The organism is Kitasatospora sp. NPDC004614 (assembly GCF_042873675.1).
GTDB lineage: Bacteria > Actinomycetota > Actinomycetes > Streptomycetales > Streptomycetaceae > Kitasatospora.
Genome location: NZ_JBIALR010000021.1, coordinates 101,910 through 123,636, shown reverse-complemented (window position 1 = coordinate 123,636; position 21,727 = coordinate 101,910). Strand labels below are relative to the sequence as shown.

The 21,727-nt window shown below is 70.6% G+C and carries 19 protein-coding genes; 11 read left to right on the top strand and 8 right to left on the bottom strand.

The window, feature by feature from the left end:
- Window positions 1–124 precede the first annotated feature (124 nt).
- The 6 genes from ACFYST_RS31305 to ACFYST_RS31280 form a co-directional block, all read right to left on the bottom strand.
- Window positions 125–898, bottom strand: coding sequence for a succinate dehydrogenase iron-sulfur subunit (locus ACFYST_RS31305; protein ID WP_387644708.1), 774 nt, complete (start codon window positions 896–898; stop codon window positions 125–127).
- Window positions 898–2,640: a succinate dehydrogenase flavoprotein subunit gene (gene sdhA, locus ACFYST_RS31300; protein ID WP_387644711.1), complete on the bottom strand. Its 1,743-nt coding sequence runs from the start codon at window positions 2,638–2,640 to the stop codon at window positions 898–900. The genes ACFYST_RS31305 and sdhA overlap by 1 nt, the downstream gene beginning before the upstream one ends.
- Before the next feature lie 25 nt (window positions 2,641–2,665).
- Window positions 2,666–3,154, bottom strand: coding sequence for a succinate dehydrogenase, hydrophobic membrane anchor protein (sdhD, locus tag ACFYST_RS31295; RefSeq protein ID WP_043914353.1), 489 nt, complete (start codon window positions 3,152–3,154; stop codon window positions 2,666–2,668).
- A gap of 5 nt (window positions 3,155–3,159) precedes the next feature.
- Complete coding sequence (gene sdhC / locus ACFYST_RS31290; RefSeq protein WP_387644714.1) at window positions 3,160–3,540, bottom strand: succinate dehydrogenase, cytochrome b556 subunit; 381 nt, start codon at window positions 3,538–3,540, stop codon at window positions 3,160–3,162.
- A 218-nt stretch (window positions 3,541–3,758) separates the two neighbouring features.
- The gene (locus ACFYST_RS31285) at window positions 3,759–4,256 is read right to left on the bottom strand and encodes a 2-oxo-4-hydroxy-4-carboxy-5-ureidoimidazoline decarboxylase (protein WP_387867204.1); all 498 of its coding nucleotides are present in this window, start codon (window positions 4,254–4,256) and stop codon (window positions 3,759–3,761) included.
- A 239-nt stretch (window positions 4,257–4,495) separates the two neighbouring features.
- On the bottom strand, window positions 4,496–5,239 hold the full coding sequence (locus ACFYST_RS31280; RefSeq protein WP_387867201.1) for an SDR family NAD(P)-dependent oxidoreductase: 744 nt from the start codon (window positions 5,237–5,239) through the stop codon (window positions 4,496–4,498).
- A 186-nt stretch (window positions 5,240–5,425) separates the two neighbouring features.
- On the opposite strand from ACFYST_RS31280, the gene ACFYST_RS31275 reads away from it, so the two are divergent.
- Window positions 5,426–7,015 (top strand): methylmalonyl-CoA mutase, encoded by a 1,590-nt coding sequence (locus ACFYST_RS31275; RefSeq protein WP_387644720.1) that lies wholly within the window; start codon window positions 5,426–5,428, stop codon window positions 7,013–7,015.
- A gap of 168 nt (window positions 7,016–7,183) precedes the next feature.
- Here ACFYST_RS31275 and ACFYST_RS31270 read toward each other — a convergent pair whose 3' ends face one another.
- Complete coding sequence (locus ACFYST_RS31270; RefSeq protein ID WP_387644722.1) at window positions 7,184–9,238, bottom strand: protease pro-enzyme activation domain-containing protein; 2,055 nt, start codon at window positions 9,236–9,238, stop codon at window positions 7,184–7,186.
- A gap of 384 nt (window positions 9,239–9,622) precedes the next feature.
- Between ACFYST_RS31270 and ACFYST_RS31265 the strand changes: the two genes are divergently transcribed.
- From ACFYST_RS31265 to ACFYST_RS31225, 9 genes are all read left to right on the top strand, one after another.
- Window positions 9,623–10,873 carry an amidohydrolase gene (locus tag ACFYST_RS31265; RefSeq protein ID WP_387867198.1) on the top strand — a complete coding sequence of 417 codons (1,251 nt, stop codon included), beginning with the start codon at window positions 9,623–9,625 and terminating at the stop codon, window positions 10,871–10,873.
- A gap of 267 nt (window positions 10,874–11,140) precedes the next feature.
- On the top strand, window positions 11,141–12,208 hold the full coding sequence (locus ACFYST_RS31260) for a BMP family protein (RefSeq protein WP_387867197.1): 1,068 nt from the start codon (window positions 11,141–11,143) through the stop codon (window positions 12,206–12,208).
- 364 nt (window positions 12,209–12,572) lie between these two features.
- Window positions 12,573–14,042, top strand: a complete 1,470-nt coding sequence (locus ACFYST_RS31255) for an ABC transporter ATP-binding protein (RefSeq protein ID WP_387867215.1) — start codon at window positions 12,573–12,575, stop codon at window positions 14,040–14,042.
- A 4-nt stretch (window positions 14,043–14,046) separates the two neighbouring features.
- A complete protein-coding gene (locus ACFYST_RS31250; protein ID WP_387644731.1) occupies window positions 14,047–15,216 on the top strand; it encodes an ABC transporter permease in 1,170 nt (389 codons plus the stop codon).
- Entirely contained in the window at window positions 15,213–16,478 is a 1,266-nt protein-coding gene (locus ACFYST_RS31245) for an ABC transporter permease (RefSeq protein ID WP_387867195.1), read from the top strand. The genes ACFYST_RS31250 and ACFYST_RS31245 overlap by 4 nt, the downstream gene beginning before the upstream one ends.
- Window positions 16,475–16,861, top strand: a complete 387-nt coding sequence (locus tag ACFYST_RS31240) for a cytidine deaminase (protein ID WP_387644735.1) — start codon at window positions 16,475–16,477, stop codon at window positions 16,859–16,861. Before ACFYST_RS31245 ends, ACFYST_RS31240 begins: the two co-directional genes overlap by 4 nt.
- 95 nt (window positions 16,862–16,956) lie before the next feature.
- Window positions 16,957–18,234, top strand: a complete 1,278-nt coding sequence (locus tag ACFYST_RS31235; protein ID WP_387867192.1) for a thymidine phosphorylase — start codon at window positions 16,957–16,959, stop codon at window positions 18,232–18,234.
- A 46-nt stretch (window positions 18,235–18,280) separates the two neighbouring features.
- Window positions 18,281–18,664: a type II toxin-antitoxin system RelE/ParE family toxin gene (locus tag ACFYST_RS31230; RefSeq protein WP_387644740.1), complete on the top strand. Its 384-nt coding sequence runs from the start codon at window positions 18,281–18,283 to the stop codon at window positions 18,662–18,664.
- Entirely contained in the window at window positions 18,661–18,999 is a 339-nt protein-coding gene (locus tag ACFYST_RS31225; RefSeq protein WP_387644742.1) for a helix-turn-helix domain-containing protein, read from the top strand. Before ACFYST_RS31230 ends, ACFYST_RS31225 begins: the two co-directional genes overlap by 4 nt.
- 142 nt (window positions 19,000–19,141) lie before the next feature.
- Here ACFYST_RS31225 and ACFYST_RS31220 read toward each other — a convergent pair whose 3' ends face one another.
- Entirely contained in the window at window positions 19,142–20,410 is a 1,269-nt protein-coding gene (locus ACFYST_RS31220) for an MFS transporter (protein WP_387644744.1), read from the bottom strand.
- A 64-nt stretch (window positions 20,411–20,474) separates the two neighbouring features.
- Between ACFYST_RS31220 and ACFYST_RS31215 the strand changes: the two genes are divergently transcribed.
- Window positions 20,475–21,431: a LysR family transcriptional regulator gene (locus ACFYST_RS31215; protein WP_387644746.1), complete on the top strand. Its 957-nt coding sequence runs from the start codon at window positions 20,475–20,477 to the stop codon at window positions 21,429–21,431.
- Window positions 21,432–21,727 lie beyond the last annotated feature (296 nt).

The following is a 21,727-nucleotide window of genomic DNA, read 5'->3' as shown; positions in this document are numbered from 1 at the left end:
GCTCGGCTGGGAAACCCCAGCCGAGCGTCTGACTAAACTCCTCGTGGCCTAGACAACCGACCACGTGTTGCAACGATCGCTAGAAACCACCGAACTCCGGACGGGCCCTTCGAACAGCGTGGGACTAGAAGCGACGCGTGACGAGCGCGCGCTTCACCTCCTGGATCGCCTTGGTGACCTCGATGCCACGCGGGCAGGCCTCCGAGCAGTTGAAGGTGGTGCGGCAACGCCACACACCCTCACGGTCGTTGAGGACCTCCAGGCGCTGCTCGGCGCCCTCGTCGCGGGAGTCGAAGATGAAGCGGTGCGCGTTGACGATCGCCGCCGGGCCGAAGTACTGGCCGTCGTTCCAGAACACCGGGCACGAGGAGGTGCACGCGGCGCACAGGATGCACTTGGTGGTGTCGTCGAAGCGCTCGCGGTCGGCCTGCGACTGCAGACGCTCGCGGGTCGGCTCGTTCCCCGAGGTGATCAGGAACGGCATGACGTCCTTGTACGCCTGGAAGAACGGGTCCATGTCCACGATCAGGTCCTTGAGGACCGCGAGGCCCTTGATGGCCTCGATCGTGATCGGCTTCTCCGGGTTGACGTCCTTGATCAGGGTCTTGCACGCCAGCCGGTTGCGCCCGTTGATCCGCATGGCGTCCGAACCGCAGATGCCGTGCGCGCAGGAGCGGCGGTACGTGAGCGTGCCGTCCTGCTCCCACTTGATCTTGTTGAGCGCGTCCAGGACGCGCTCCTTCGGGTCCATCTCGAGCTGGTAGTCCACCCACACCGGCTCCGGGTGCTCCTCCGGGTTGAACCGGCGGATCCGGAAGGTGACGTTGACCAGCTTGGTGCTGCCCGCCTCGACCGCGTCCAGCGCGGCCGAGTGCTTCTCGACGGTCGGAGTGGACATCAGTACTTACGCTCCATCGGCTGGTAGCGGGTCTGCACGACCGGCTTGTAGTCGAGGCGGATGGAGGTGGTGCCGTCCTCGGCCACCTCGCGGTACGCCATGGTGTGCTGCATGAACTTCACGTCGTCGCGGGTCGGGAAGTCCTCGCGGTAGTGACCGCCGCGGGATTCCTCGCGAGCCAGCGCGGAGACCACCAGCACCTCGGCCAGGTCGAGCAGGTTGCCCAGCTCGATGGCCTCCAGCAGGTCGGTGTTGTAACGCGAGCCCTTGTCCTGGATCGAGACGTTCTTGAAGCGCTCCTTGAGCGCCGTGACGTCCTCGACGGCCTGCTGCAGCGTCTTGCCGGTGCGGTAGACGGACACGTTGGTGTCCATCGACTCCTGCAGCTCCTTGCGGATCTGCGCGACCGACTCGGTGCCGGTGGACTCGCGCAGGCCCTCGACCATGGCCTCGACCAGCGCGCCCGGGTTCGCCGGCAGCTCGACGAAGTCGGCCTTGTCGGCGTAGGCGGCGGCGGCGATGCCCGCGCGGCGGCCGAACACGTTGATGTCCAGCAGCGAGTTGGTGCCCAGGCGGTTGGCGCCGTGCACCGACACGCACGCGACCTCGCCCGCGGCGTACAGGCCCGGGACGATGTCGGTGTTGTTGCTCAGGACCTCACCCTCGACGTTGGTCGGGATGCCGCCCATCGCGTAGTGCGCGGTGGGCTGGATCGGAATCGGGTCCGTGTAGGGCTCGATGCCGAGGTAGGTGCGCGCGAACTCGGTGATGTCCGGCAGCTTGGCGTCCAGCTGCTCCGGCGGGAGGTGCGTCAGGTCCAGGTAGACGTGGTCGCCGTCGGGGCCGCAGCCGCGGCCGGCCCGGATCTCCGAGTAGATCGCGCGGGAGCACACGTCACGGGACGCGAGGTCCTTCATGACGGGGGCGTAGCGCTCCATGAAGCGCTCGCCGTCCTTGTTGCGCAGGATGCCGCCCTCGCCGCGGGCGCCCTCGGTGAGCAGGATGCCCATCCGCCAGATGCCCGTCGGGTGGAACTGGAAGAACTCCATGTCCTCCAGCGGCAGGCCACGGCGCAGCGCCACGGCCTGGCCGTCACCGGTCAGGGTGTGCGCGTTCGAGGTGACCTTGAACATCTTGCCGGTGCCGCCGGAGGCGAACACCACGGCCTTGGCCTGGAAGACGTGGATCTCGCCGGTGGCGAGCTCGTAGGCCACCACACCGGCGGTCTTGCCCTCGTTGATCAGCAGGTCGAGGACGTAGAACTCGTTGAAGAACTCCACACCGTGCTTGACGCAGTTCTGGAACAGCGTCTGCAGGATCATGTGACCGGTGCGGTCCGCGGCGTAGCAGGACCGGCGGACCGGGGCCTCGCCGTGGTTGCGGGAGTGACCGCCGAAGCGGCGCTGGTCGATCCGGCCCTGGTCGGTGCGGGAGAAGGGCAGGCCCATCTTCTCGAGGTCGAGGACCGCGTCGATGGCCTCCTTGCACATGATCTCGGCGGCGTCCTGGTCGACCAGGTAGTCACCACCCTTGACCGTGTCGAAGGTGTGCCACTCCCAGTTGTCCTCCTCGACGTTGGCGAGGGCGGCACACATGCCGCCCTGCGCCGCGCCGGTGTGCGACCGGGTGGGGTAGAGCTTGGTCAGGACCGCGGTGCGGCTGCGCTGCGTCGACTCGATGGCCGCGCGCATGCCGGCGCCGCCGGCGCCGACGATGACGGTGTCGTACTGGTGAATCTGCATGGGGTCAGTCGCCTCTGGTGGCTCGTCAGATGTTCGGGTCGAAGGTGAAGATCACCAGGGTGCCGAGGACGACCGTGAAGACGGTCGCGACACCGAGGAGACCCTTCAGCCACAGACGAGTGGCGTCCTTCTCCGCGTAGTCGTTGATGACGGTGCGCATGCCGTTCGAGCCGTGCAGCATCGCCAGCCACAGCATCAGCAGGTCCCACATCTGCCAGAACGGCGAGGCCCAGCGGCCCGCCACGAAGGCGAAGCTGATCTTCGAGACGCCGCCGTCCAGCATCAGGTTGATCAGCAGGTGGCCGAGGACCAGCACCACCAGGACGACACCCGACAGGCGCATGAACAGCCAGGCGAGCATCTCGAAGTTGGTGCGGGTGCGGCGCGGGGTCTTCTTCGTGCGGGCCCGGGCGGGCTCCACCACGAAGGCGTCGGCCGGGTTGCCGGTGCCCAGGCCCTGGCCCGTGTGGGCCTGGAGCGAGGGGACCACCAGGTCCTTGGTCTCAGTGGACATGCGGATCAGCCCCCGAACCAGGAACGAAGGGTGTGCTGCAGAACGGGGTAGAAGGCGCCGCCCATCAGGACGATCCAGATGCCGACCACACTCCACAGCATCTGCTTCTGGTACTTCGGGCCCTTGGCCCAGAAGTCGACCGCCACGACCCGCAGGCCGTTCAGGGCGTGGAACAGGATGGCGGCCACCAGGCCGTACTCCATCAGGTTCACAAGCCAGAACTTGTAGGTGGCGATCACCGAGTCGTACGCCTCGGGCGACACCCGCACCAGGGCGGTGTCAAGGACATGTGCGAACAGGAAGAAGAAGATCAGGACGCCGGTGACTCGGTGAGCCACCCAGCTCCACATGCCTTCCCGGCCGCGGTACAGCGTTCCAGCCGGCACGGAAAACCCTCCGGAAGCGGTTTGGGGGCTCGGCCGGCTTTCTGTCGGTCAGCCCGGCCGGATACGGTCCACCGGCCGCGAGCATCCTATCGACGCGTCGGGCCCCGCTGCCGTCGGGGGCCCCTGCTGTGATCAATCAGGCACGCACGGGCTAATCGGAACGGGAACTCTGACGCTGTGCGACCATCCGGTCGCGCCGTGCGGCCGGTCCGGAGCGGTCAGCTCCGGACCGCCACCAGGTGCTCCAGGCGGGTCAGCGCTATCCGGCGCAACTCCTCGGCCGAGATGAGCCGTTCCTCGTCCAGATCGTTGGCCAGCCGGGTGCGGATCGAGGTCAGCACCGCGTCCAGCATCTCCTCCTGGCCCACCCCGTCCAGGCAGACCACGAAGACGTGGCCGAACCGTGCCTCGTACGCGGCGTGCGCGGCGCGCAGCGCGGTGTGGGTCGCCTGGCTGCCCGGGGCGCGCATGCCGAGCAGCGGCTGCGGCATCCAGCTCTCGTCGGCCAGCGCCTCGGCGAGGTCCGCCGGGCGCAGGTCGTAGCTGGCCTCGCTGGCCGCCGCGAGCAGCGAACCGATGTCGGGGTACGGGCGGTGGGCGGTCAGGCGCAGCGCCCAGCGGTGGCTGCCGCAGCAGGCGAGCAGCGCCTCCTCGACCGCGCCGGAGTCGGCTTCGTTGAACCTGTGCAGTCCCAGGAGGGACGGGTCCGTCCGCACGTCGAGACGCTGCGGCGGGATGTCGCTGGTCAGCGGATCCTCCTCGTGAGGGCGGGAAGGGGGGATGCTGCAGAGACAGAGGGGGTGCGGCAGTGCCTCCGCACGGGGCCTTGACGGCTCGGCGGGGCAGCGCCTCCACGGTAGTTGAGGGTTCATCAGTTGGGGAGGCGGCGGGCCGATTTCATTCGATCGAGCTATCAAGTTGTGACCCGCCGCCGCTCCCGTTCACACAGAACCGCTCAGCCGGCCCGGTGCACCTTGTGGTTGGCGGCCTGCGCCCGGGGCCGGACCACCAGCAGATCGATGTTGACGTGCGCCGGACGGGTCACCGCCCAGGAGACGGTGTCGGCGATGTCCTCCGAGGTCAGCGGCGCGTCGACGCCCGCGTACACCGCGTCCGCCTTCGCCTGGTCGCCGCGGAACCGGGTCAGCGCGAAGCCCTCCGACTTCACCATGCCGGGCGCGATCTCGATCACCCGGATCGGCTCGCCCACGAGTTCGAGGCGGAGGGTCTGTGCCACCGAGTGGACGGCGTGCTTGGCCGCCACGTAGCCGCCGCCGCCCTCGTACGCGGCCAGCGCCGCCGTCGAGGACATGATCAGCACGGTGCCGTCGCCGGTGGCACGCAGCGCGGGCAGCAGCGCCTGGGTCAGGTGCAGCACGCCCAGCACGTTCACCTCGAACATGGTGCGCCAGTCCTCCGGGTCGCCGGCCTCGACGCTGTCCGCGCCGAGCGCGCCGCCCGCGTTGTTCACCAGCACGTCCACCCGGCCGACCTCGGCGGCGAACGCGTCCACCGCGGCCCGGTCGGTGACGTCCAGCGTGAAGGCGCGGCCGCCCAGCTCCTTCGCCAGCACCTCGATCCGCTCGGTGCGGCGGGCGGTCAGCACCACCTGGAAACCGTCCGCAGCCAGCCGTCGGGCGGTCGCCGCCCCGATGCCGCTGCTGGCGCCGGTGACCACGGCCACCTTCTGCTCGCTCATGTCCACTCCTCGTAGGTCCGACCAGGTGTTCGGTGTCGGGATCATCCCAAGGATCGCCCCGGGGGTGTTGTGAGCAAGCTCCCAGCCGTGGCATCTGTCTGCCCGTGAGGGGCACGGCTACATTGCGTATCCAGCCGAGACGTTAATCGGCGCTAACCCCCCCACCATCTTCCGCGGAGGACACCCATGGCAGCCGAGCCCCGCCGCACCGAGTCGGGCCTGCCGATCGAGCCGGTGTACGGCCCCGAGACCCTGGCCGGCTTCGACGCCGCGAGCCGGCTCGGCACTCCCGGCCAGTACCCGTTCACCCGCGGCGTGTACCCGACCATGTACACCGGCAAGCCGTGGACGATGCGCCAGTACGCCGGCTTCGGCACCGCCGCCGAGTCCAACGCCCGCTACAAGCAGCTCATCGCCAACGGCACCATGGGCCTGTCCGTCGCCTTCGACCTGCCCACCCAGATGGGGTACGACTCCGACGCCGCGATCTCCTCCGGCGAGGTCGGCAAGGTCGGCGTCGCCATCGACAGCGTCGAGGACATGAGCGTCCTGTTCGGCGGCATCCCGCTCGGCGAGGTCTCCACCTCGATGACCATCAACGCGCCCGGCTCGCTGCTGCTGCTGCTCTACCAGTTGGTCGGCGAGGCCCAGGGCGTGCCCAGCAACAAGCTCACCGGCACCATCCAGAACGACGTGCTCAAGGAGTACATCGCCCGCGGCACCTACATCTTCCCGCCCAAGCCCTCGCTGCGGCTGATCGCCGACGTGTTCCAGTACTGCCGGGCCGAGATCCCCAAGTGGAACACCATCTCCATCTCCGGCTACCACATGGCCGAGGCCGGGGCGAACCCCGCGCAGGAGATCGCCTTCACCCTCGCCAACGGCATCGAGTACGTGCGCACCGCCGTCGCCGCCGGCATGGACGTCGACGACTTCGCCCCCCGGCTCTCCTTCTTCTTCGTCTCCCGCACCACCCTGCTGGAGGAAGTCGCCAAGTTCCGTGCCGCGCGCCGGATCTGGGCCCGCGTCATGAAGGAGGAGTTCGGCGCGAAGAACCCCAAGTCGCAGATGCTGCGCTTCCACACCCAGACCGCGGGCGTCCAACTCACCGCCCAGCAGCCCGAGGTCAACCTGGTCCGGGTCTCCGTGCAGGCGCTCGCCGCCGTGTTCGGCGGGACGCAGTCGCTGCACACCAACTCCTTCGACGAGGCGATCGCGCTGCCGACGGAGAAGTCCGCGCGGCTCGCGCTGCGCACGCAGCAGGTGCTGGCCTTCGAGACCGACGTCACCGCGACCGTCGACCCGTTCGCGGGCTCCTACGTGGTCGAGGCGATGACGGACGAACTGGAGGCCGCGGCGCTGGAATTGATGGCCAAGGTCGAGGACATGGGCGGCGCGGTCGCGGCGATCGAGCAGGGGTACCAGAAGGGCGAGATCGAACGCACCGCGTACCGCATCCAGCAGGAGCAGGACTCCGGCGCGCGGACCGTGGTCGGCGTCAACCGCTTCCAGCTCGCCGAGGAGGAGCCCTACGAGCCGCTGCGGGTCGACCCGGCGATCGAGGCGCAGCAGGCGCAGCGGCTCGCGCGACTGCGTTCCGAGCGGGACTCGTCGGCGGTGGACCGGTCGCTCACGTCGCTGCGCAAGGCGGCGGAGGGGACGGACAACGTGCTGTACCCGATGAAGGAGGCCCTCGCGGCCCGCGCCACCGTCGGCGAGGTCTGTGACGCGCTGCGCGGGGTGTGGGGGACGTATACGCCGGTGGACCGCTTCTGAGGGTCGCGCCCAGGTGCGAGTCGCTGTTCGTGGCGCGATCTCGCCGGCGTGAACCTTCCGCCCCGCGCAGCGCCCGCGCCCCTGACGGGACGCGGGCGCCGGGGGAGACGGGAAAGCGAAGAGGGGCGCTGGGGGAGACCCCAGCGCCCCTCAACTGCTTTGCGGTGATTACTTCTTGATGGCGAAGGACTTGAAGAAGCCCTTGCCCGGGGATCCCAGGCCGGTGGCCGTGTCGTAGCCGCTGGAGGCCGAGAGGCCGTAGTCGGCGCCGATCTTGTAGAGGCGGACGCGGAGGGTGTTGTTGATGACGCCGAGGTCGACGACGTTGCCGCGCTTGGTGTTGACGGCGTTGTCGTTCACGTCGTGGAAGGCGTTGGTGTCGGCGCGGTCGTAGAGGGCCGGGTTGGCGAAGCCGAGGGCGCGGCCGCCGCGGGTCTCGAACGCGTTGGCGAACATGGCGGCGGTCTCGGGGGCGGAGACCGAGGTGCCGCCGAAGCCGCCCTCGCTGTAGGCGCCGCCGGAGGTGAAGCCGACCAGGGTGGCGGCGACCAGGTCACCGCTCATGGCGATGTCGGGGGTGGCGCGCAGCGGGGTCTTGGACTTGGTGCCGTCGGCCGCGGTCTTGCTGATGCTGTCCGGGACGACGCCCTGCTGGTACCACGGCTGGGCGAAGTCCTTGGAGACACCGCCGCCGCCGCCGAAGTAGAACTTGCCCGGCATCGGGCTCCAGGACTTCTGGTCGGCGGAGAGCACCGAGCGCTGGTCGCCCATGGAGACCTCGTGGCCGTACTTGCCTTCCTTGTCGGCCAGTTCGAGGGCGGTGCCGCCGACCGAGGTGACCCACGGAGAGGAGGACGGCCACTGGGCCTGGGCCTGGTTGGTGTCGGCCTCGCAGTTGACGCCGGTGGCGGCGGCACCCGGGGAGTCGTCGCCGCAGTCGCCGGAGGAGAAGGTGAAGCCGATGCCGGTGAGGGCGCCGAGCTGGAAGATCTGGTTGTCGGCGGCGACCACGGCGGGGTCGATGTCGCCGGACTTGCCGTGCATGATCTCGCCCCACGAGTTGGAGACGATGTCGGCGAGGTGCCCGTCCACGACCTTGGCCATGGCGTCGTAGAGGTCCTCGTCGAAGCAGGAGTTGCCGCCGACGTAGACGACGTTGGCGTCCGGCGCGAGGCCGTGCACCATCTCGACGTCGAGGGCTTCCTCGCCGGCCCAGCCGTCGGGGCCGCCGCACTCGGCCTGGTGGGTCCACTGCGCGGGCGTGACGTACTCGGTGTACTGGCCCGGCTTGAACGGCTGGTCGCCGTGCAGGGTGGAGAAGTGGTTGGCGTCCTGCTCCATGGTGGACAGGCCGTAGGCGTCGATGACGGCGACGCGGGCGCCCTTGCCGGTGACCTTGGCGTCGGTGACGCCGTAGGCCTTGCGGAGCTGGGACGGCATGTACGAGCAGGGGGCGAACGGCTCGTTCTTCTCGTAGCCCTCGGGGGCGCCCTTGGCGGTCTTCGAGCCGTAGCCGTCCTCGGAGCAGGTCGGGACGGTCGGCAGGGTCGCCGGGTCCTTCTTGTCCGGGCCGGCCTGCTTGGCGGAGGCGTTCAGGCGCTGCTCGGCCTCGCGGACCGAGGTGGCGGAGGAGCTGTTCTTGTGGATCGCGTCGGCCAGGCCGGAGACCGCGAGGACGGCGTCGGAGACGGAGGCCGGCACCTTGGCGTCGGCGGTCGGGGCCCGGTGGGTGCCGTCCGCGGTGCGGTAGTTGTGGAAACCGGTGCCGAACGCCTTGGACAGCGCGGCGGTGGAGCCGGCGACCTGCACGTAGTGGGCGGTGCTGGCGGAGACGGTGAGGCCCGCGGCGGACACCCAGTCGGTGACGGCCTTGACCTGCTCCGGGGTGGCGCCGAACTTCGCCTGGGCCTGGGCGGACGTCAGGTACTTGCCGTAGTCGGGCGAGTGGGGGTCGGAGACGGCCTGGGCGAGGGCGGCGAGGCCGCTGGCGTCGCGTCCGGCCAGGTAGATGCGGGCGGTCGCCGGGGCGGCGGCGTCGGCCGCGCCCGCGTCGGCCTGCGGGGTGGCCCACTCCGGGTGGGTGCCGGGCAGGGTGCGGGCGGTGTCGCCCACGGGGGTGGCGGCGGTGGCCGGGACGGCCGCGCCGAGGGTGGTGATGATCAGTGCGGCCGCGACGGTGGCCGGAGCGATGCTCTTGGCGAGCCGATTGCGCGTGATGGGCACGTCGGTCCCCCCTTCTCGGTTCGATGGAGCGTCAACTGCCCTTGTGAGGGCGTGACGAGGCGCGCCGCAGGCGGACTGTCCCACCCCACTGCGGCACCGGAGTTGACTGTGCGAAAGCTGTCTATTCGGACTGATGTGCCCTGCTCAAGAGCGGGTCCGAAAGCTTTACCGCGCCATGACCCGATCGGGGGGAAGGGTTGGCTCCGAGGTGCGGGAGTGGCCGCCGGTGCAGGTCGTTGCACATGGCAGGCGGCGGAGGAGCCGAACACAGGATCGGGCCGAATCGAAGAGTCATACCCATCATGGGGGGCGGTATGCATCCAAACGGTGAGAACTTTGGTGGAAGTCGGGCCAAAAGCCCGCCACCGGCCTACTCTTGTCAAGGTGAACGATCCTCAGCCAGCAGCCGCTGCCACCGTCACCGCCGTCCGCCCGCTCGCCGACCTCCGGGCCCGAGTAGCGGCCCACCAGGCCGAGTTGATCGACCTCCGCCGTGATCTCCACCGGCACCCGGAGCTCGGCCGCCAGGAGTTCCGCACCACCAAGCTGCTGCGCGAGCGCCTGATCGCCGCCGGGCTGGAGCCGCGGGTGCTCCCGGGCGGCACCGGTCTGCTGGTGGACCTGGTCCCGCCGGGCACCGCGCCCGGCACCCCGCTGCTGGCGTTCCGCGCCGACATCGACGCGCTGCCGATCGACGACGCCAAGAAGGACGTCCCGTACCGCTCCACGGTGGCCGGCCGGGCGCACGCCTGCGGGCACGATGTGCACACCGCGGTGGTGCTCGGCACCGCGCTGGTGCTGGCCGAGGCGCTGGCCGCGGGGGAGCTGACCCGTCCGGTGCGGCTGATCTTCCAGCCGGCCGAGGAGATGATGCCGGGCGGCGCGCTGGACGTGATCGCGGCCGGCGGGATGGAAGGGGTCGGGCGGATCTTCGCGGTGCACTGCGACCCCAAGGTGCAGGTCGGCCGGATCGCCCTGAAGACCGGGGCGATCACCTCGGCCTGCGACAAGGTGGTGATCAGCGTGGACGGCCCCGGCGGGCACACCGCCCGTCCGCACCTGACCACCGACCTGGTCACCGCGGTCGCCAAGCTGGCCGCCGAGACGCCGTCCGCGCTGGCCCGCCGGATGGACCCGCGCTGGGGCGTCTCGCTGGTGTGGGGGCGGATCGCGGCCGGCTCGGCGCCGAACGTGATCCCGCAGCACGCCGAGCTGGAGGGCACCGTCCGCTGCCTGGAGCTGGCGGGCTGGCGGCAGGCTCCGGAGGTACTGGAGGACCTGGTCGCGCACCTGGCCGAGACGCACCGCGCCAAGTGGACGCTGGACTACCACCGGGGCGTCCCGCCGGTGGTCAACGAGGTCGATTCGATCGACCAGTTGGAGCGCGCGATGAACGCCCGGTTCGCCGAGGGCCGCGGCCCGGTGGTGGAGCCGACCGAACAGAGCCTGGGCGGCGAGGACTTCTCCTGGTACCTGGAGCACGCCCCGGGCGCACTGGCCCGCCTCGGGGTGCGCGGCCCGGACGAGAAGGGCGCCCGCGATCTGCACCAGGGCGATTTCGACGCGGACGAGCGGGCGATCGCCGTCGGCGTCGAACTGTTCGCCTCGCTCGCGCTGGAGTACGCCCGGATCTGACCGCTCCGGCACCACGAGGCCGCGTCGCCAGGTGCGACGCGGCCACTTCTCGGGTATGGGCCGGAGGCGTACCGTGGTGGCGCGCTACCAGCCAGTAGCGGAACGGGAGTTGAACAAGTGTGCGGCTATGTCCGGATTTGCCCGGGCGTACGACCACATTTTGATAACAACCGCGAGGCCCGTGCAGGCCGTAACACAACTGTGTTCTACGCGCGTTACGGTGGCGCTCGACCACGCCATTCGGGTGTGTGAGAAGGAGAAACTCCCTTGCGCCGTTCACTCAAGCTCGCCGCGGCAGTGCTCTCGGGTTCCCTGGGCATCGCCTCGCTCGCCGCCTGCGGCGCAAAGAGCACCGACACCACCAACGCCAACGCCGGTGCCGGCGGCTCGGGTCTCAAGGTCGGCATGGCCTACGACATCGGCGGCCGCGGCGACCAGTCCTTCAACGACTCCGCCGCGCGTGGTCTGGACCAGGCCAAGTCCGAGCTGGGCGCCACCATCAACGAGGCCGAGGCCAAGTCCGGTGAGTCCGAGGGCGACAAGGAGCAGCGCCTCAAGTCCCTGGTGACCGGTGGCTTCAACCCGGTCATCGCGGTCGGCTTCGTCTACCAGGACGCGGTCAACAAGGTCGCCAAGGAGAACCCGAACGTCAAGTTCGCGATCGTCGACTCCTTCTCGCCCGAGCAGCCGAACAACGTCACCTCGCTGACCTTCTCGGAGGAGCAGGGCTCCTACCTGGCGGGCGTGGCCGCGGCCCTCAAGTCGAAGACCAAGCACGTCGGCTTCATCGGCGGTGTGCAGTCCGAGCTGATCAAGAAGTTCGAGGCCGGCTACGTGGCGGGCGCCAAGTCCGTCGACCCGAACATCGCGATCGAGGTCACCTACCTGAGCACCCCGCCGGACAACACCGGCTTCGCCGACCCGGGCAAGGGCAAGCAGGCCGCGCAGGGCCAGATGGACAAGGGCGCGGACGTCATCTACTCCGCCGCCGGCTCCTCCGGCAGCGGCGCCATCGAGGCCGTCTCCAGCGCCTCGGGCAGCAAGTGGGCCATCGGCGTCGACTCGGACCAGGCCAGCCAGCCGGCCCTGTCGAAGTACAAGGACCACATCCTCACCTCGATGGTGAAGAACGTGAACACCGGCGTGTTCACCTTCATCAAGTCGGCCAAGGACGGCAGCGCCCAGTCCGGCAAGAAGAACTTCGACCTGAAGGACGGCGGCGTGTCGCTGGCCACCACCGGCAACTTCATCGACGACATCAAGGCCAAGCTCGACGCCGCCACCCAGCAGATCGTCAGCGGCGCCACCAAGGTTCCGACCGCTCCGCAGGGCTGATCCCCTGCCACCGCGCCGCCCGCCCGCCGGGCGGCGCAGTGGTCTGACGCATCACAAGGAGGGGCTCGGAAGGGGTGCGCCACGCGCATCCCCCGGGCCCCTGCCTGTGCCCCCACCGCCGCTCCGGTGTCCGTCCAGCGGCTGCCCCACCCCGGCCCCCCTGAGCCTCCAGCGCGACGAAGCGCCCGACGACCAGCAGGAGATCGCCATCACTCCCTCCGACTCCGCCCCTCCCGGCGGCACCCCCAGCGCGGGGACGGCGACACCGGCCGTCGAACTGCGTGGCATCACCAAGCGCTTCCCCGGTGTGGTGGCCAACCACGACATCGACATCACCGTGCAGCGCGGCACCGTGCACGCCCTGATGGGCGAGAACGGCGCCGGCAAGTCCACCCTGATGAAGATCCTCTACGGGATGCAGAAGCCGGACGAGGGCACCATCGCCATCAACGGCGAGCAGGTGGCCTTCGCCACCCCCGGTGACGCGATCGCCCGCGGCATCGGCATGGTGCACCAGCACTTCATGCTGGCCGACAACCTCACCGTCTGGGAGAACATCGTCCTGGGCAGCGAGAAGCTGTACGGCATCGGCGCCAAGGCGAAGGCGAAGATCCGCGAGATCTCCGACCAGTACGGCCTGGGCGTGAAGCCGGATGTGCTGGTCGAGGACCTCGGCGTGGCCGACCGCCAGCGGGTGGAGATCCTCAAGGTGCTGTACCGCGGCGCCCGGATCCTGATCCTGGACGAGCCGACCGCGGTGCTGGTCCCGCAGGAGGTCGACGCGCTGTTCGACAACCTGCGCGACCTCAAGTCCGAGGGCGTCACCGTCATCTTCATCTCGCACAAGCTGCACGAGGTGCTGTCGGTCGCCGACGCGATCAGCGTGATCCGCCGCGGCACCACGGTCGGCGACGCCGACCCGAAGGTCGTGACGGCCCGCGAGCTCGCCGAGCTGATGGTCGGCGCCGAACTGCCGTCCCCGGAGAGCCGCGAGTCCACCGTCACCGACGTGGAGATGCTCCGGGTCGAGGGCCTGCGGATCGCCAAGCCGGACGCCGAGGGCGTCGAGCGGGTGGTGCTGGACGACATCTCGCTGCGCATCCGCAAGGGCGAGATCCTCGGCATCGCCGGCGTCGAGGGCAACGGCCAGGCCGAACTGGTCGAGGCGATCATGGGCATGCTGCCGCTGGACGCCGGCACCGTCACGCTGGACGGCACCGACCTGAGCAGCTCCCGGACCCGGGCCCGCCGGGAGGCCGGCATCGGCTACATCCCGGAGGACCGGCACCGGCACGGCCTGCTGCTGGAGGCCCCGCTCTGGGAGAACCGGATCCTCGGCCACGTCACCGAGCGGCCCAACTCCAAGGGCGCGCTGCTCGACCCGTCCGGCGCCCGCGCCGACACCCAGCGGATCGTCGAGCAGTACGACGTCCGCACCCCCGGCATCGAGGTCACCGCGGCGTCGCTGTCCGGCGGCAACCAGCAGAAGCTGATCATCGGCCGCGAGATGAGCCACCACCCGAAGCTGCTGATCGCCGCCCACCCGACCCGCGGCGTGGACGTGGGCGCGCAGGCGCAGATCTGGGACCAGATCCGCTCCGCCCAGCGCGAGGGCCTGGCGGTGCTGCTGATCTCCGCCGACCTGGACGAGCTGATCGGCCTGTCCGACACCATCCGGGTGATCTACCGCGGCGCGCTGGTCGCCGACGCCGACCCGGCCACCGTCACCGCCGAGGACCTGGGCACCGCGATGACCGGTGCCGCGACCGGCCACATAGTCTCCGACCGGGTTCCGCCCACCGACACCGCCGAGCACGTGCAGGCGGGGGAGTAGCCACATGACCAGTCCCAACCCCCCGGCTGCGGGAACGGCCGACCGGCCGCGTCCGCAGCGGTTCGACCTGGAACGGATCGGCCTCGGCCTGGCCGCCCCCGTGCTGGCCGTGCTGCTGTCGGTGATCATCGCCGGCTCGCTGCTGGCGGTCTCCGGCCGCGACCCGTTCAGCGCCTTCAAGATCATGTGGGACTACGGCACCGCGTCGGACGGCCAGGTCGCCGTCCTGAACAAGGCGACCGTGTACTACCTGGCCGCGGCCGCCGCCGCGTTCGGGTTCCGGATGAACCTCTTCAACATCGGCATCGAGGGCCAGTACAAGCTGGCCATGATGATGGCCGCGTTCGTCGGCTCCCAGATGAACCTGCCGGCCTTCCTGCAGATCCCGCTGATGCTGATCGTCGCGATGTTCGTCGGTGGCCTGTGGGCGTCGATCGCCGGTCTGCTGAAGGTCTACCGGGGCGTCAGCGAGGTCATCTCGACCATCATGCTGAACGCCATCGCCACCGCCGTGATCGGCGTCATGCTGGTGCCGGGCATCCTGGCCCCGAAGACCAGCGGCGTCACCAACTCGATCCAGACCGCGAAGATCTCCGAGTCCAGCCACTTCTTCGCGATCGAGACCCAGGGCGGCACCCTGTGGGGCTTCATCGTGATCGCGGTGCTGGTCGGCGTGGTCTTCCACTTCACCCTGAACCGCACCCGGTTCGGCTTCGACCTGCGCGCCACCGGCCGCTCGGAGACCGCCGCCAAGGCGTCCGGCGTCAACGTCAAGCGCATGGTGATCACCTCGATCGTGGTCTCCGGCGCGCTGGCCGGCCTGGTCGGCCTGCCCGAACTGATGCAGAACACCTACTACTTCGGCCAGAACGTGCAGGTCGGCCTGGGCTTCATCGGCATCTCGGTGGCCCTGCTCGGCCGCAACACCCCGATCGGCATCGCGTTCTCCGCGCTGCTGTTCGCCTTCCTGGACGCCTCCGGCGCCCAGCTGCCCACCCGGGGCGACTACCCGTCCGAGATCATCCCGGTGATCCAGGGCACCATCGTCATCTGCGTCGTCGTGGCCTACGAACTGGTGCGCCGCTTCGGTCTGAAGCGCCAGCAGCACAAGGTCGGCGCCGAGCTCGCCGCGCAGGCCGTCGCCGCGGCCGCCCAGAAGGAGGTGGCGGCATGAGCACCGCTGTCGCCAAGCCGAAGGCGCCCGTCGCGCCCGTGAAGAAGAAGTCCAAGCTGACCTGGCCGGTGGTGCTGCTGCTGATCGCGGCCGCGCTGCTGCTGTTCGCGGCGGTCGGTGCGATCACCGGCAACCACGGGCTGACCTCCTCGGGCCAGATCGGCGCCGCGCTGTCCTCCGCCGTCCCGATCGCCATGGCCGGCCTCGGCGGCCTGTGGTCCGAGCGCGCGGGCGTGGTCAACATCGGCCTCGAAGGCATGATGGTGGCCGGCACGTTCTGCGGCGCCTGGGGCGGATTCCTGGTCAACCCGTGGGTCGGCCTGCTGGCCGGCATGGCGGGCGGCGCGCTCGGCGGTCTGCTGCACGCGCTGGTCACCGTCACCTTCGGCGTCGACCACATCGTGTCCGGCGTCGGCGTCAACCTGCTGATCCCCGGCATCTGCGCGTACGTCAACCGGATCTACTACCAGGACTACAAGGCCCAGGGCGCCGGTGCGAGCCAGTCGCCGCCCTCGGAGTCGCTGCCCACCATCACCGTCCCCGGCCTGTCGAACTGGCTGGACGGCATCGAGCAGCACCACTGGTTCCTGGTCTCCGACGTGGCCGGCATCCTCCGCGGCCTGACCACCCACCTGTCGGTGGTCACCCTGATCGCCGCCGCGTTCCTGATCGTCAGCTACTTCGTGCTCTGGCGCTCGGTGTTCGGTCTGCGGCTGCGCTCCTGCGGCGAGAACCCGACCGCCGCCGAGTCGCTGGGCGTCAACGTCTACAAGTACAAGTACCTCGCGGTGATCGCCTCCGGCGCCTTCGCGGGCCTCGGCGGCGCGTACCTCTCGCTGGTCGCCGCGCACTTCTACCGGGACGGCCAGACCCAGGGCCGCGGCTTCATCGGCCTGGCCGCGATGATCTTCGGCAACTGGATGCCGGGCGGCCTGGCCGCCGGCGCGGGCCTGTTCGGCTTCACCGACAGCCTCCAGCTGCGCGACGCCGACTCGGTGCACGTGCTGCTGCTGGTGGTCGCCATCGCGATGGCGGCGCTCGCGCTGTGGCACTTCTACCGCCGCAAGTTCCTGGCCGGCGCGATCACCATCGTGGTGGCCGGCGGCGTCGCCCTCTGGTACGTCACCACCGACGCTGTCCAGCGTCCGCTGATCGTCGCCACCCCGTACGTGATTACCCTGGTGGTGCTCGCGTTGGCCTCCCAGCGGCTGCGGATGCCCAAGGCCGACGGCCAGATCTACCGCAAGGGACAGGCCAAGTGACCACCGTCGACTGGGAGGCGCTGCGCGCCGCCGCCCGCGAGGCGATGCGCAACGCGTACGCCCCCTACAGCAAGTACCCGGTCGGAGCGGCGGCGCTGGTCGACGACGGCCGCACGGTCACCGGCTGCAACGTGGAGAACGCCTCCTACGGCCTCAGCCTGTGCGCCGAGTGCGGCCTGGTCTCCGCGCTGCACGCCAGTGGCGGCGGCCGGCTGACCGCCTTCACCTGCGTGGACGGCGCCGGCGAGCTGCTGATGCCGTGCGGGCGCTGCCGCCAGCTGCTGTACGAACACGGCGGACCGGACCTGCTGGTCGAACTGCCCTCCGGGGTACGGCCGATGAGCGAGGTCCTGCCGGACGCGTTCGGGCCGGACAAGCTGTAGTTTCTGCTGGCTGATCACATTGTTACGCGCGTAGAGTGTCGCGGGAGGACATCCCGCGGCACTCTTCGCATTTCACACCTCTCTGGAGCACCTGCATGGACGCCATCTCCGTCATCCGGGCCAAGCGCGACCGGGGCGAACTGACCGACCCCCAGATCGACTGGGTGATCGACGCCTACACCCGCGGCGAGGTCGCCGACGAGCAGATGTCCGCCCTCGCCATGGCGATCCTGCTCAACGGCATGACGGGCCGTGAGATCAGCCGCTGGACCGACGCCATGATCCGCTCCGGCGAACGCATGGACTTCTCCTCGCTCGCCGTCCCCACCGCCGACAAGCACTCCACCGGCGGCGTCGGCGACAAGATCACCCTCCCGCTCGCCCCGCTGGTCGCCGCCTGCGGCGCCGCCGTCCCGCAGCTCTCCGGCCGCGGCCTCGGCCACACCGGCGGCACCCTCGACAAGCTCGAATCCATCCCCGGCTGGCGCGCCCTGCTCTCCAACGAGGAAATGCTCGCCGTCCTGCGCGACTGCGGCGCCGTGATCTGCGCCGCCGGCGACGGCCTCGCCCCCGCCGACAAGAAGCTCTACGCCCTGCGCGACGTCACCGGCACCGTCGAGGCCATCCCGCTGATCGCCTCCTCGATCATGTCCAAGAAGATCGCCGAAGGCACCGGCGCACTCGTCCTGGACGTCAAGGTCGGCTCCGGCGCGTTCATGAAGAACCTCGACGACGCCCGCGAACTCGCCCGCACCATGGTCGGACTCGGCCGCTCGGCCGGCGTCGCCACCGTCGCCCTGCTCACCGACATGTCCACCCCGCTCGGCCTCACCGCCGGCAACGCGCTCGAAGTCCGCGAGTCGCTGGAGGTCCTGGCCGGCGGCGGCCCCGCCGACGTCGTCGAACTCACCCTCGCCCTCGCCCGCGAAATGCTCGCCGCCGCGGGCATCCAGGGCAAGGACCCCGCCGACGCCCTCCGTGACGGCTCCGCGATGGACCACTGGCGCCGCATGATCACCGCCCAGGGCGGCGACGTCGACGCCCCCCTCCCCGTCGCCCGCGAGACCCACGTCCTCCCCGCCCCCGCCACCGGCGTCCTCACCACCCTCGACGCCTACGCCGTCGGCGTCGCCGCCTGGCGCCTCGGCGCCGGCCGCGCCCGCAAGGAGGACCCGGTCCAGGCCGGCGCCGGCGTCGAACTCCACGCCAAGCCCGGCGACACCGTCACCGCCGGCCAGCCCCTCCTCACCCTGCACACCGACACCCCCGAACGCTTCCCCTACGCGATCGAGGCCCTCGCCGACGCCATCACCGTCGCCCCCACCGGCACCCTCTTCACCCCGGCCCCGATCGTCCTCGACCGGATCGCCTAGTCATATAACTTCGTGCGCGCGGGGCGGTCACGCTACGCTGCGCCGCGTGTACGGAGTGCGCTATTTCATCGAGATCGAGCCGGAGATCCGCGACTGGCTCTCCGCTCTGCCGACACGGCTCTACGCCAGGGCCGAAGAGGCCGTCGATGTGCTGGCCGAACGGCCGACGACGCTCGGCGAACCCTACTCGCGCCACCTCGGCGGCCCGGTGCGGGAACTGCGGTTCGGCCTGGCCGGGGAGGCGACGAGAGTCACGTACTGGCTCGCTCCCGAGCGGAGGATCGTCTTGCTGACGGTGTTCTCCAAGACCAGGATGCGAGAGACTGCAGAAGTCACCCGGGCGCTGTGGGCGCAGAAGATCTGCCAGTCGGAGCACCTGCCCGCACACCAGGAGTTCAGCCGCGCGGTCACGAAAGGCGACATTCGATGAACCACTCGCAGTGGAAGACCGCCCGCACCCGCGCTCTGCTCGGGGAGCCGCAGGCGGAGGACCCGGAGGTTGCCGCGCTGCGGCTGGAGATCCGCTATGCGATGGCTCTCGGGCAGGCGGTGTACGACCGCCGGACCGCGCTCGGGCTGTCGCCCGCCGAGCTGGCCCGCCGGGCCGGGCTGACGGAGGCGCAGGTCGAGGTGATCGAGGGCGGGGAGACTGTGCCCACCCTGCCGCTGCTGCACCAGCTGGCCAGCGCGCTGGAGTCCGAGCTCGACATCCACGTGGCCTCCGGCCCGGCCGCCGACGTCCGCTTCGAGCCCCCGGCGGCGTAGTCGCAGACTTTGGCGTGGTAGCCGCCGATGTCACCTGATCGGGGACGGGTGACTGTACAGCGAGTTGACGTTGGATCAGGTTCTCCGTCGCGCACTGCGGGGAGCAGATCGAGTGCCGCCCGCAGTGTGGCGTAGTCGTCGGTCATGCCCGGACGGTAGCGGCTGCCGTCCTGCGGGAGGTGACGGCGCGGTGGGTGGCGTACAGGGTGACGCCGGCCGCGCAGGCCATGGCGGTGAGGGCGACGGCGGCGGTGCCGGACCAGCCGGTGGAGTGGTAGGCGTCGGCGCCGATCGTGCCGCCGAGGCTGTTGCCGAGGTAGTAGGCGATCAGGTAGAGCGCGGAGGCCTGGGCGCGGCCGGCGGTGGCGGTGCGGCCGACCGAGGAGGACGCGGTGGCGTGGCCGGCGAAGAAGCCGGCGGTGATCAGGACCAGGCCGAGGATCGCGAGGAGCAGCGAGTTCGCGAGGGAGAGCAGCAGCCCGGCCGTGGTGGTGGAGATCGCCAGGTAGAGGGTGCCGCGGCGGCCCCAGCGGGCGGTGAGACGGCCCGCGGAGGCGGAGGACGCCGTGCCGACCAGGTACACCACGAAGATCGACGCGGCGATCGACTCCGGCAGGTGGAACGGCGCCGAGGTGAGCCGGTACCCGACGGTGTTGTAGACCGCGCCGAAGACCGCCATGAACAGCATTCCGAGCGCGTACAGCCGCAGCAGCAGCGGGTTGCGCAGGTGCCCGGCGACGGTCGTCGCGAGCGCCCGGGCGTCCACCGGCGTCCGCCGGAAGTGCCGGGCCCGGGGAATCAGCAGCCGGAAGGCGAGCACCGCGAGCAGCGCGAGGACGGCCGAGACCGCCAGCCCCCAGCGCCAGCCCCAGGCGGCCGCGACCCAGCCGGAGACCAGGCGTCCGCCCATCCCGCCGATCGAGTTGCCGGCCACGTACAGGCCCATCGCGGAGGCGAGCGCCGACGGGTGCACCTCCTCGGCGAGGTAGGCCATCGCGGTGGCGGGGAGCCCGGCCAGCGCCGCGCCCTGGACGGCACGCAGCACCACCAGCGTGGTGAGGTCCGGGGCGAACGGCAGCGCGAGGGCGAGCAGCGCGGCGGCGAGGGTGGAGGCCGTCATCACGGCGGTGCGCCCGTACCGGTCGGAGAGGGCGCTGGCGGGCAGCAGGGCGAGTGCGAGTCCGAGGGTGGACGCGGAGGCCGTCCAACTCGCCTGGCCGGGCGTCAGGTCGAGGTCGGCGGAGAGGATCGGCAGCAGGCCCTGCGTGGAGTACAGCAGGACGAAAGTGGCGACACCCGCCGCGAACAGGGCGAGGTTGGCGCGGCGGAAGTCCCGGCTGCCGGGGCGCATGCGCAGGTCGGTGGCGGATTCGGGGGCGGGCGCGAACGCCTCGGTACTGGCAGGCTGCATGGCTTTGACGTTATGGCCGCGCGGCCTGATGCGTCCAATGCATGAATGCGGAAAGATTCATGCTGTGACGCATGAGAGCAGCTCCGCACCCGTCCGCCTCGCCGAGCTCGGCCCGGACACCGATGTGACGCGCCTCGCACCGCAGTTGGCGGAATTCGCGGCGGTCGCCCGACTGGAACACGTCACCCAGGCCGCCCAGCTCCTCGGCATGCCGCAACCCACCCTCTCCCGCGCCGTCGCCCGCCTGGAGGCCGAACTCGGCGTCGACCTGCTCGCCCGGCAGGGCCGCACCGTCCGCCTCACCCGGGCCGGACGGCTGCTGCTGGACGCCGTCGAACGGGCACTGGTCGAGGTCCAGCGCGGCGCGGAGGCAGCACGGGCGGAGGCCGACCCGGCGGCCGGACGGGTCGCGTTCGGCTTCCTGCACACCATGGGGACGGACGCGGTGCCCGCCCTGCTGCGAGGGTTCCGGGCCGGGCACCCGCAGGTGCGGTTCCAGCTGGTGCAGGACTACGTCGCCGCGATGCTGGAACGCCTGCGCGCGGGGGAGTTGGACCTCTGCCTGGTCTCCCCGCTCCCCGACGCGCCCGACCTGACAGCGCGCCGGCTGGACGAGCAGCGGCTCTACCTGACCGTCCCGGCGGACCACCGGCTGGCCGTCCGCCGCCGGATCCGGCTCGCCGAGGTCGCCGGGGAGTCGTGGGTGACGGTCGAGGAGGGCTACGGGCTGCGCCACATCATGGAGGGCTTCTGCGCCGAGGCCGGCTTCACCCCGCGGATCGCCTTCGAGGGCGAGGAAGTCGAAACCCTCCGAGGCCTGGTCGCCGCCGGCCTCGGCGTCGCCCTCCTCCCACCCGCGCTCGTCCCCCGCCCCGGCGTCGTCGAACTCGAAGTCACCGCCCCCCGCACCCGCCGAGCCATCGGCCTCGCCTGGCACGCGACCCGCCCACTCACGCCGCCGGCGGCGGCGTTTCGGGACTTCGTGCTGTCGCGGCGGGGGAGCATTCTGGCGCACGACTGAGCGAGAGCTCCGCTTCGCGGGGAGGTGGGGGGAGTGCCCTTGGCCGGGCCCGGTGTGGGGCTCTCCCGTTCGCGCCTCCGGCGGTGGCGTTCCGGGACTTCGTGATGCCGTGTCGGGGAGCATCCTCGCGGTGGGTCCGCTTCGCGGGGAAGGGGCAGCGGGGGAAGGGCCGGGCGTCGTCGAGTTCGAAGTCGCCGCCGTGCGCACCCGCCGAGCCATCGGCCTCGCCTGGCACGCGACCCGCCCACTCACGCCGCCGGCGGCGGCGTTTCGGGACTTCGTGCTGTCGCGGCGGG

Excerpts from the sequence above, each read along its gene's own strand:
- ACFYST_RS31275 (WP_387644720.1), top strand. The coding sequence starts at position 5,426 with ATGGCAGCCGAGCCCCGCCGCACCGAGTCGGGCCTGCCGATCGAGCCG.
- ACFYST_RS31305 (WP_387644708.1), bottom strand. The coding sequence starts at position 898 with ATGTCCACTCCGACCGTCGAGAAGCACTCGGCCGCGCTGGACGCGGTC.
- sdhD (WP_043914353.1), bottom strand. The coding sequence starts at position 3,154 with ATGTCCACTGAGACCAAGGACCTGGTGGTCCCCTCGCTCCAGGCCCAC.
- ACFYST_RS31245 (WP_387867195.1), top strand. The coding sequence starts at position 15,213 with ATGAGCACCGCTGTCGCCAAGCCGAAGGCGCCCGTCGCGCCCGTGAAG.
- sdhA (WP_387644711.1), bottom strand. The coding sequence starts at position 2,640 with ATGCAGATTCACCAGTACGACACCGTCATCGTCGGCGCCGGCGGCGCC.
- ACFYST_RS31225 (WP_387644742.1), top strand. The coding sequence starts at position 18,661 with ATGAACCACTCGCAGTGGAAGACCGCCCGCACCCGCGCTCTGCTCGGG.
- ACFYST_RS31250 (WP_387644731.1), top strand. The coding sequence starts at position 14,047 with ATGACCAGTCCCAACCCCCCGGCTGCGGGAACGGCCGACCGGCCGCGT.
- ACFYST_RS31235 (WP_387867192.1), top strand. The coding sequence starts at position 16,957 with ATGGACGCCATCTCCGTCATCCGGGCCAAGCGCGACCGGGGCGAACTG.
- ACFYST_RS31220 (WP_387644744.1), bottom strand. The coding sequence starts at position 20,410 with ATGCAGCCTGCCAGTACCGAGGCGTTCGCGCCCGCCCCCGAATCCGCC.
- ACFYST_RS31255 (WP_387867215.1), top strand. The coding sequence starts at position 12,573 with ATGGGCGAGAACGGCGCCGGCAAGTCCACCCTGATGAAGATCCTCTAC.
- ACFYST_RS31280 (WP_387867201.1), bottom strand. The coding sequence starts at position 5,239 with ATGAGCGAGCAGAAGGTGGCCGTGGTCACCGGCGCCAGCAGCGGCATC.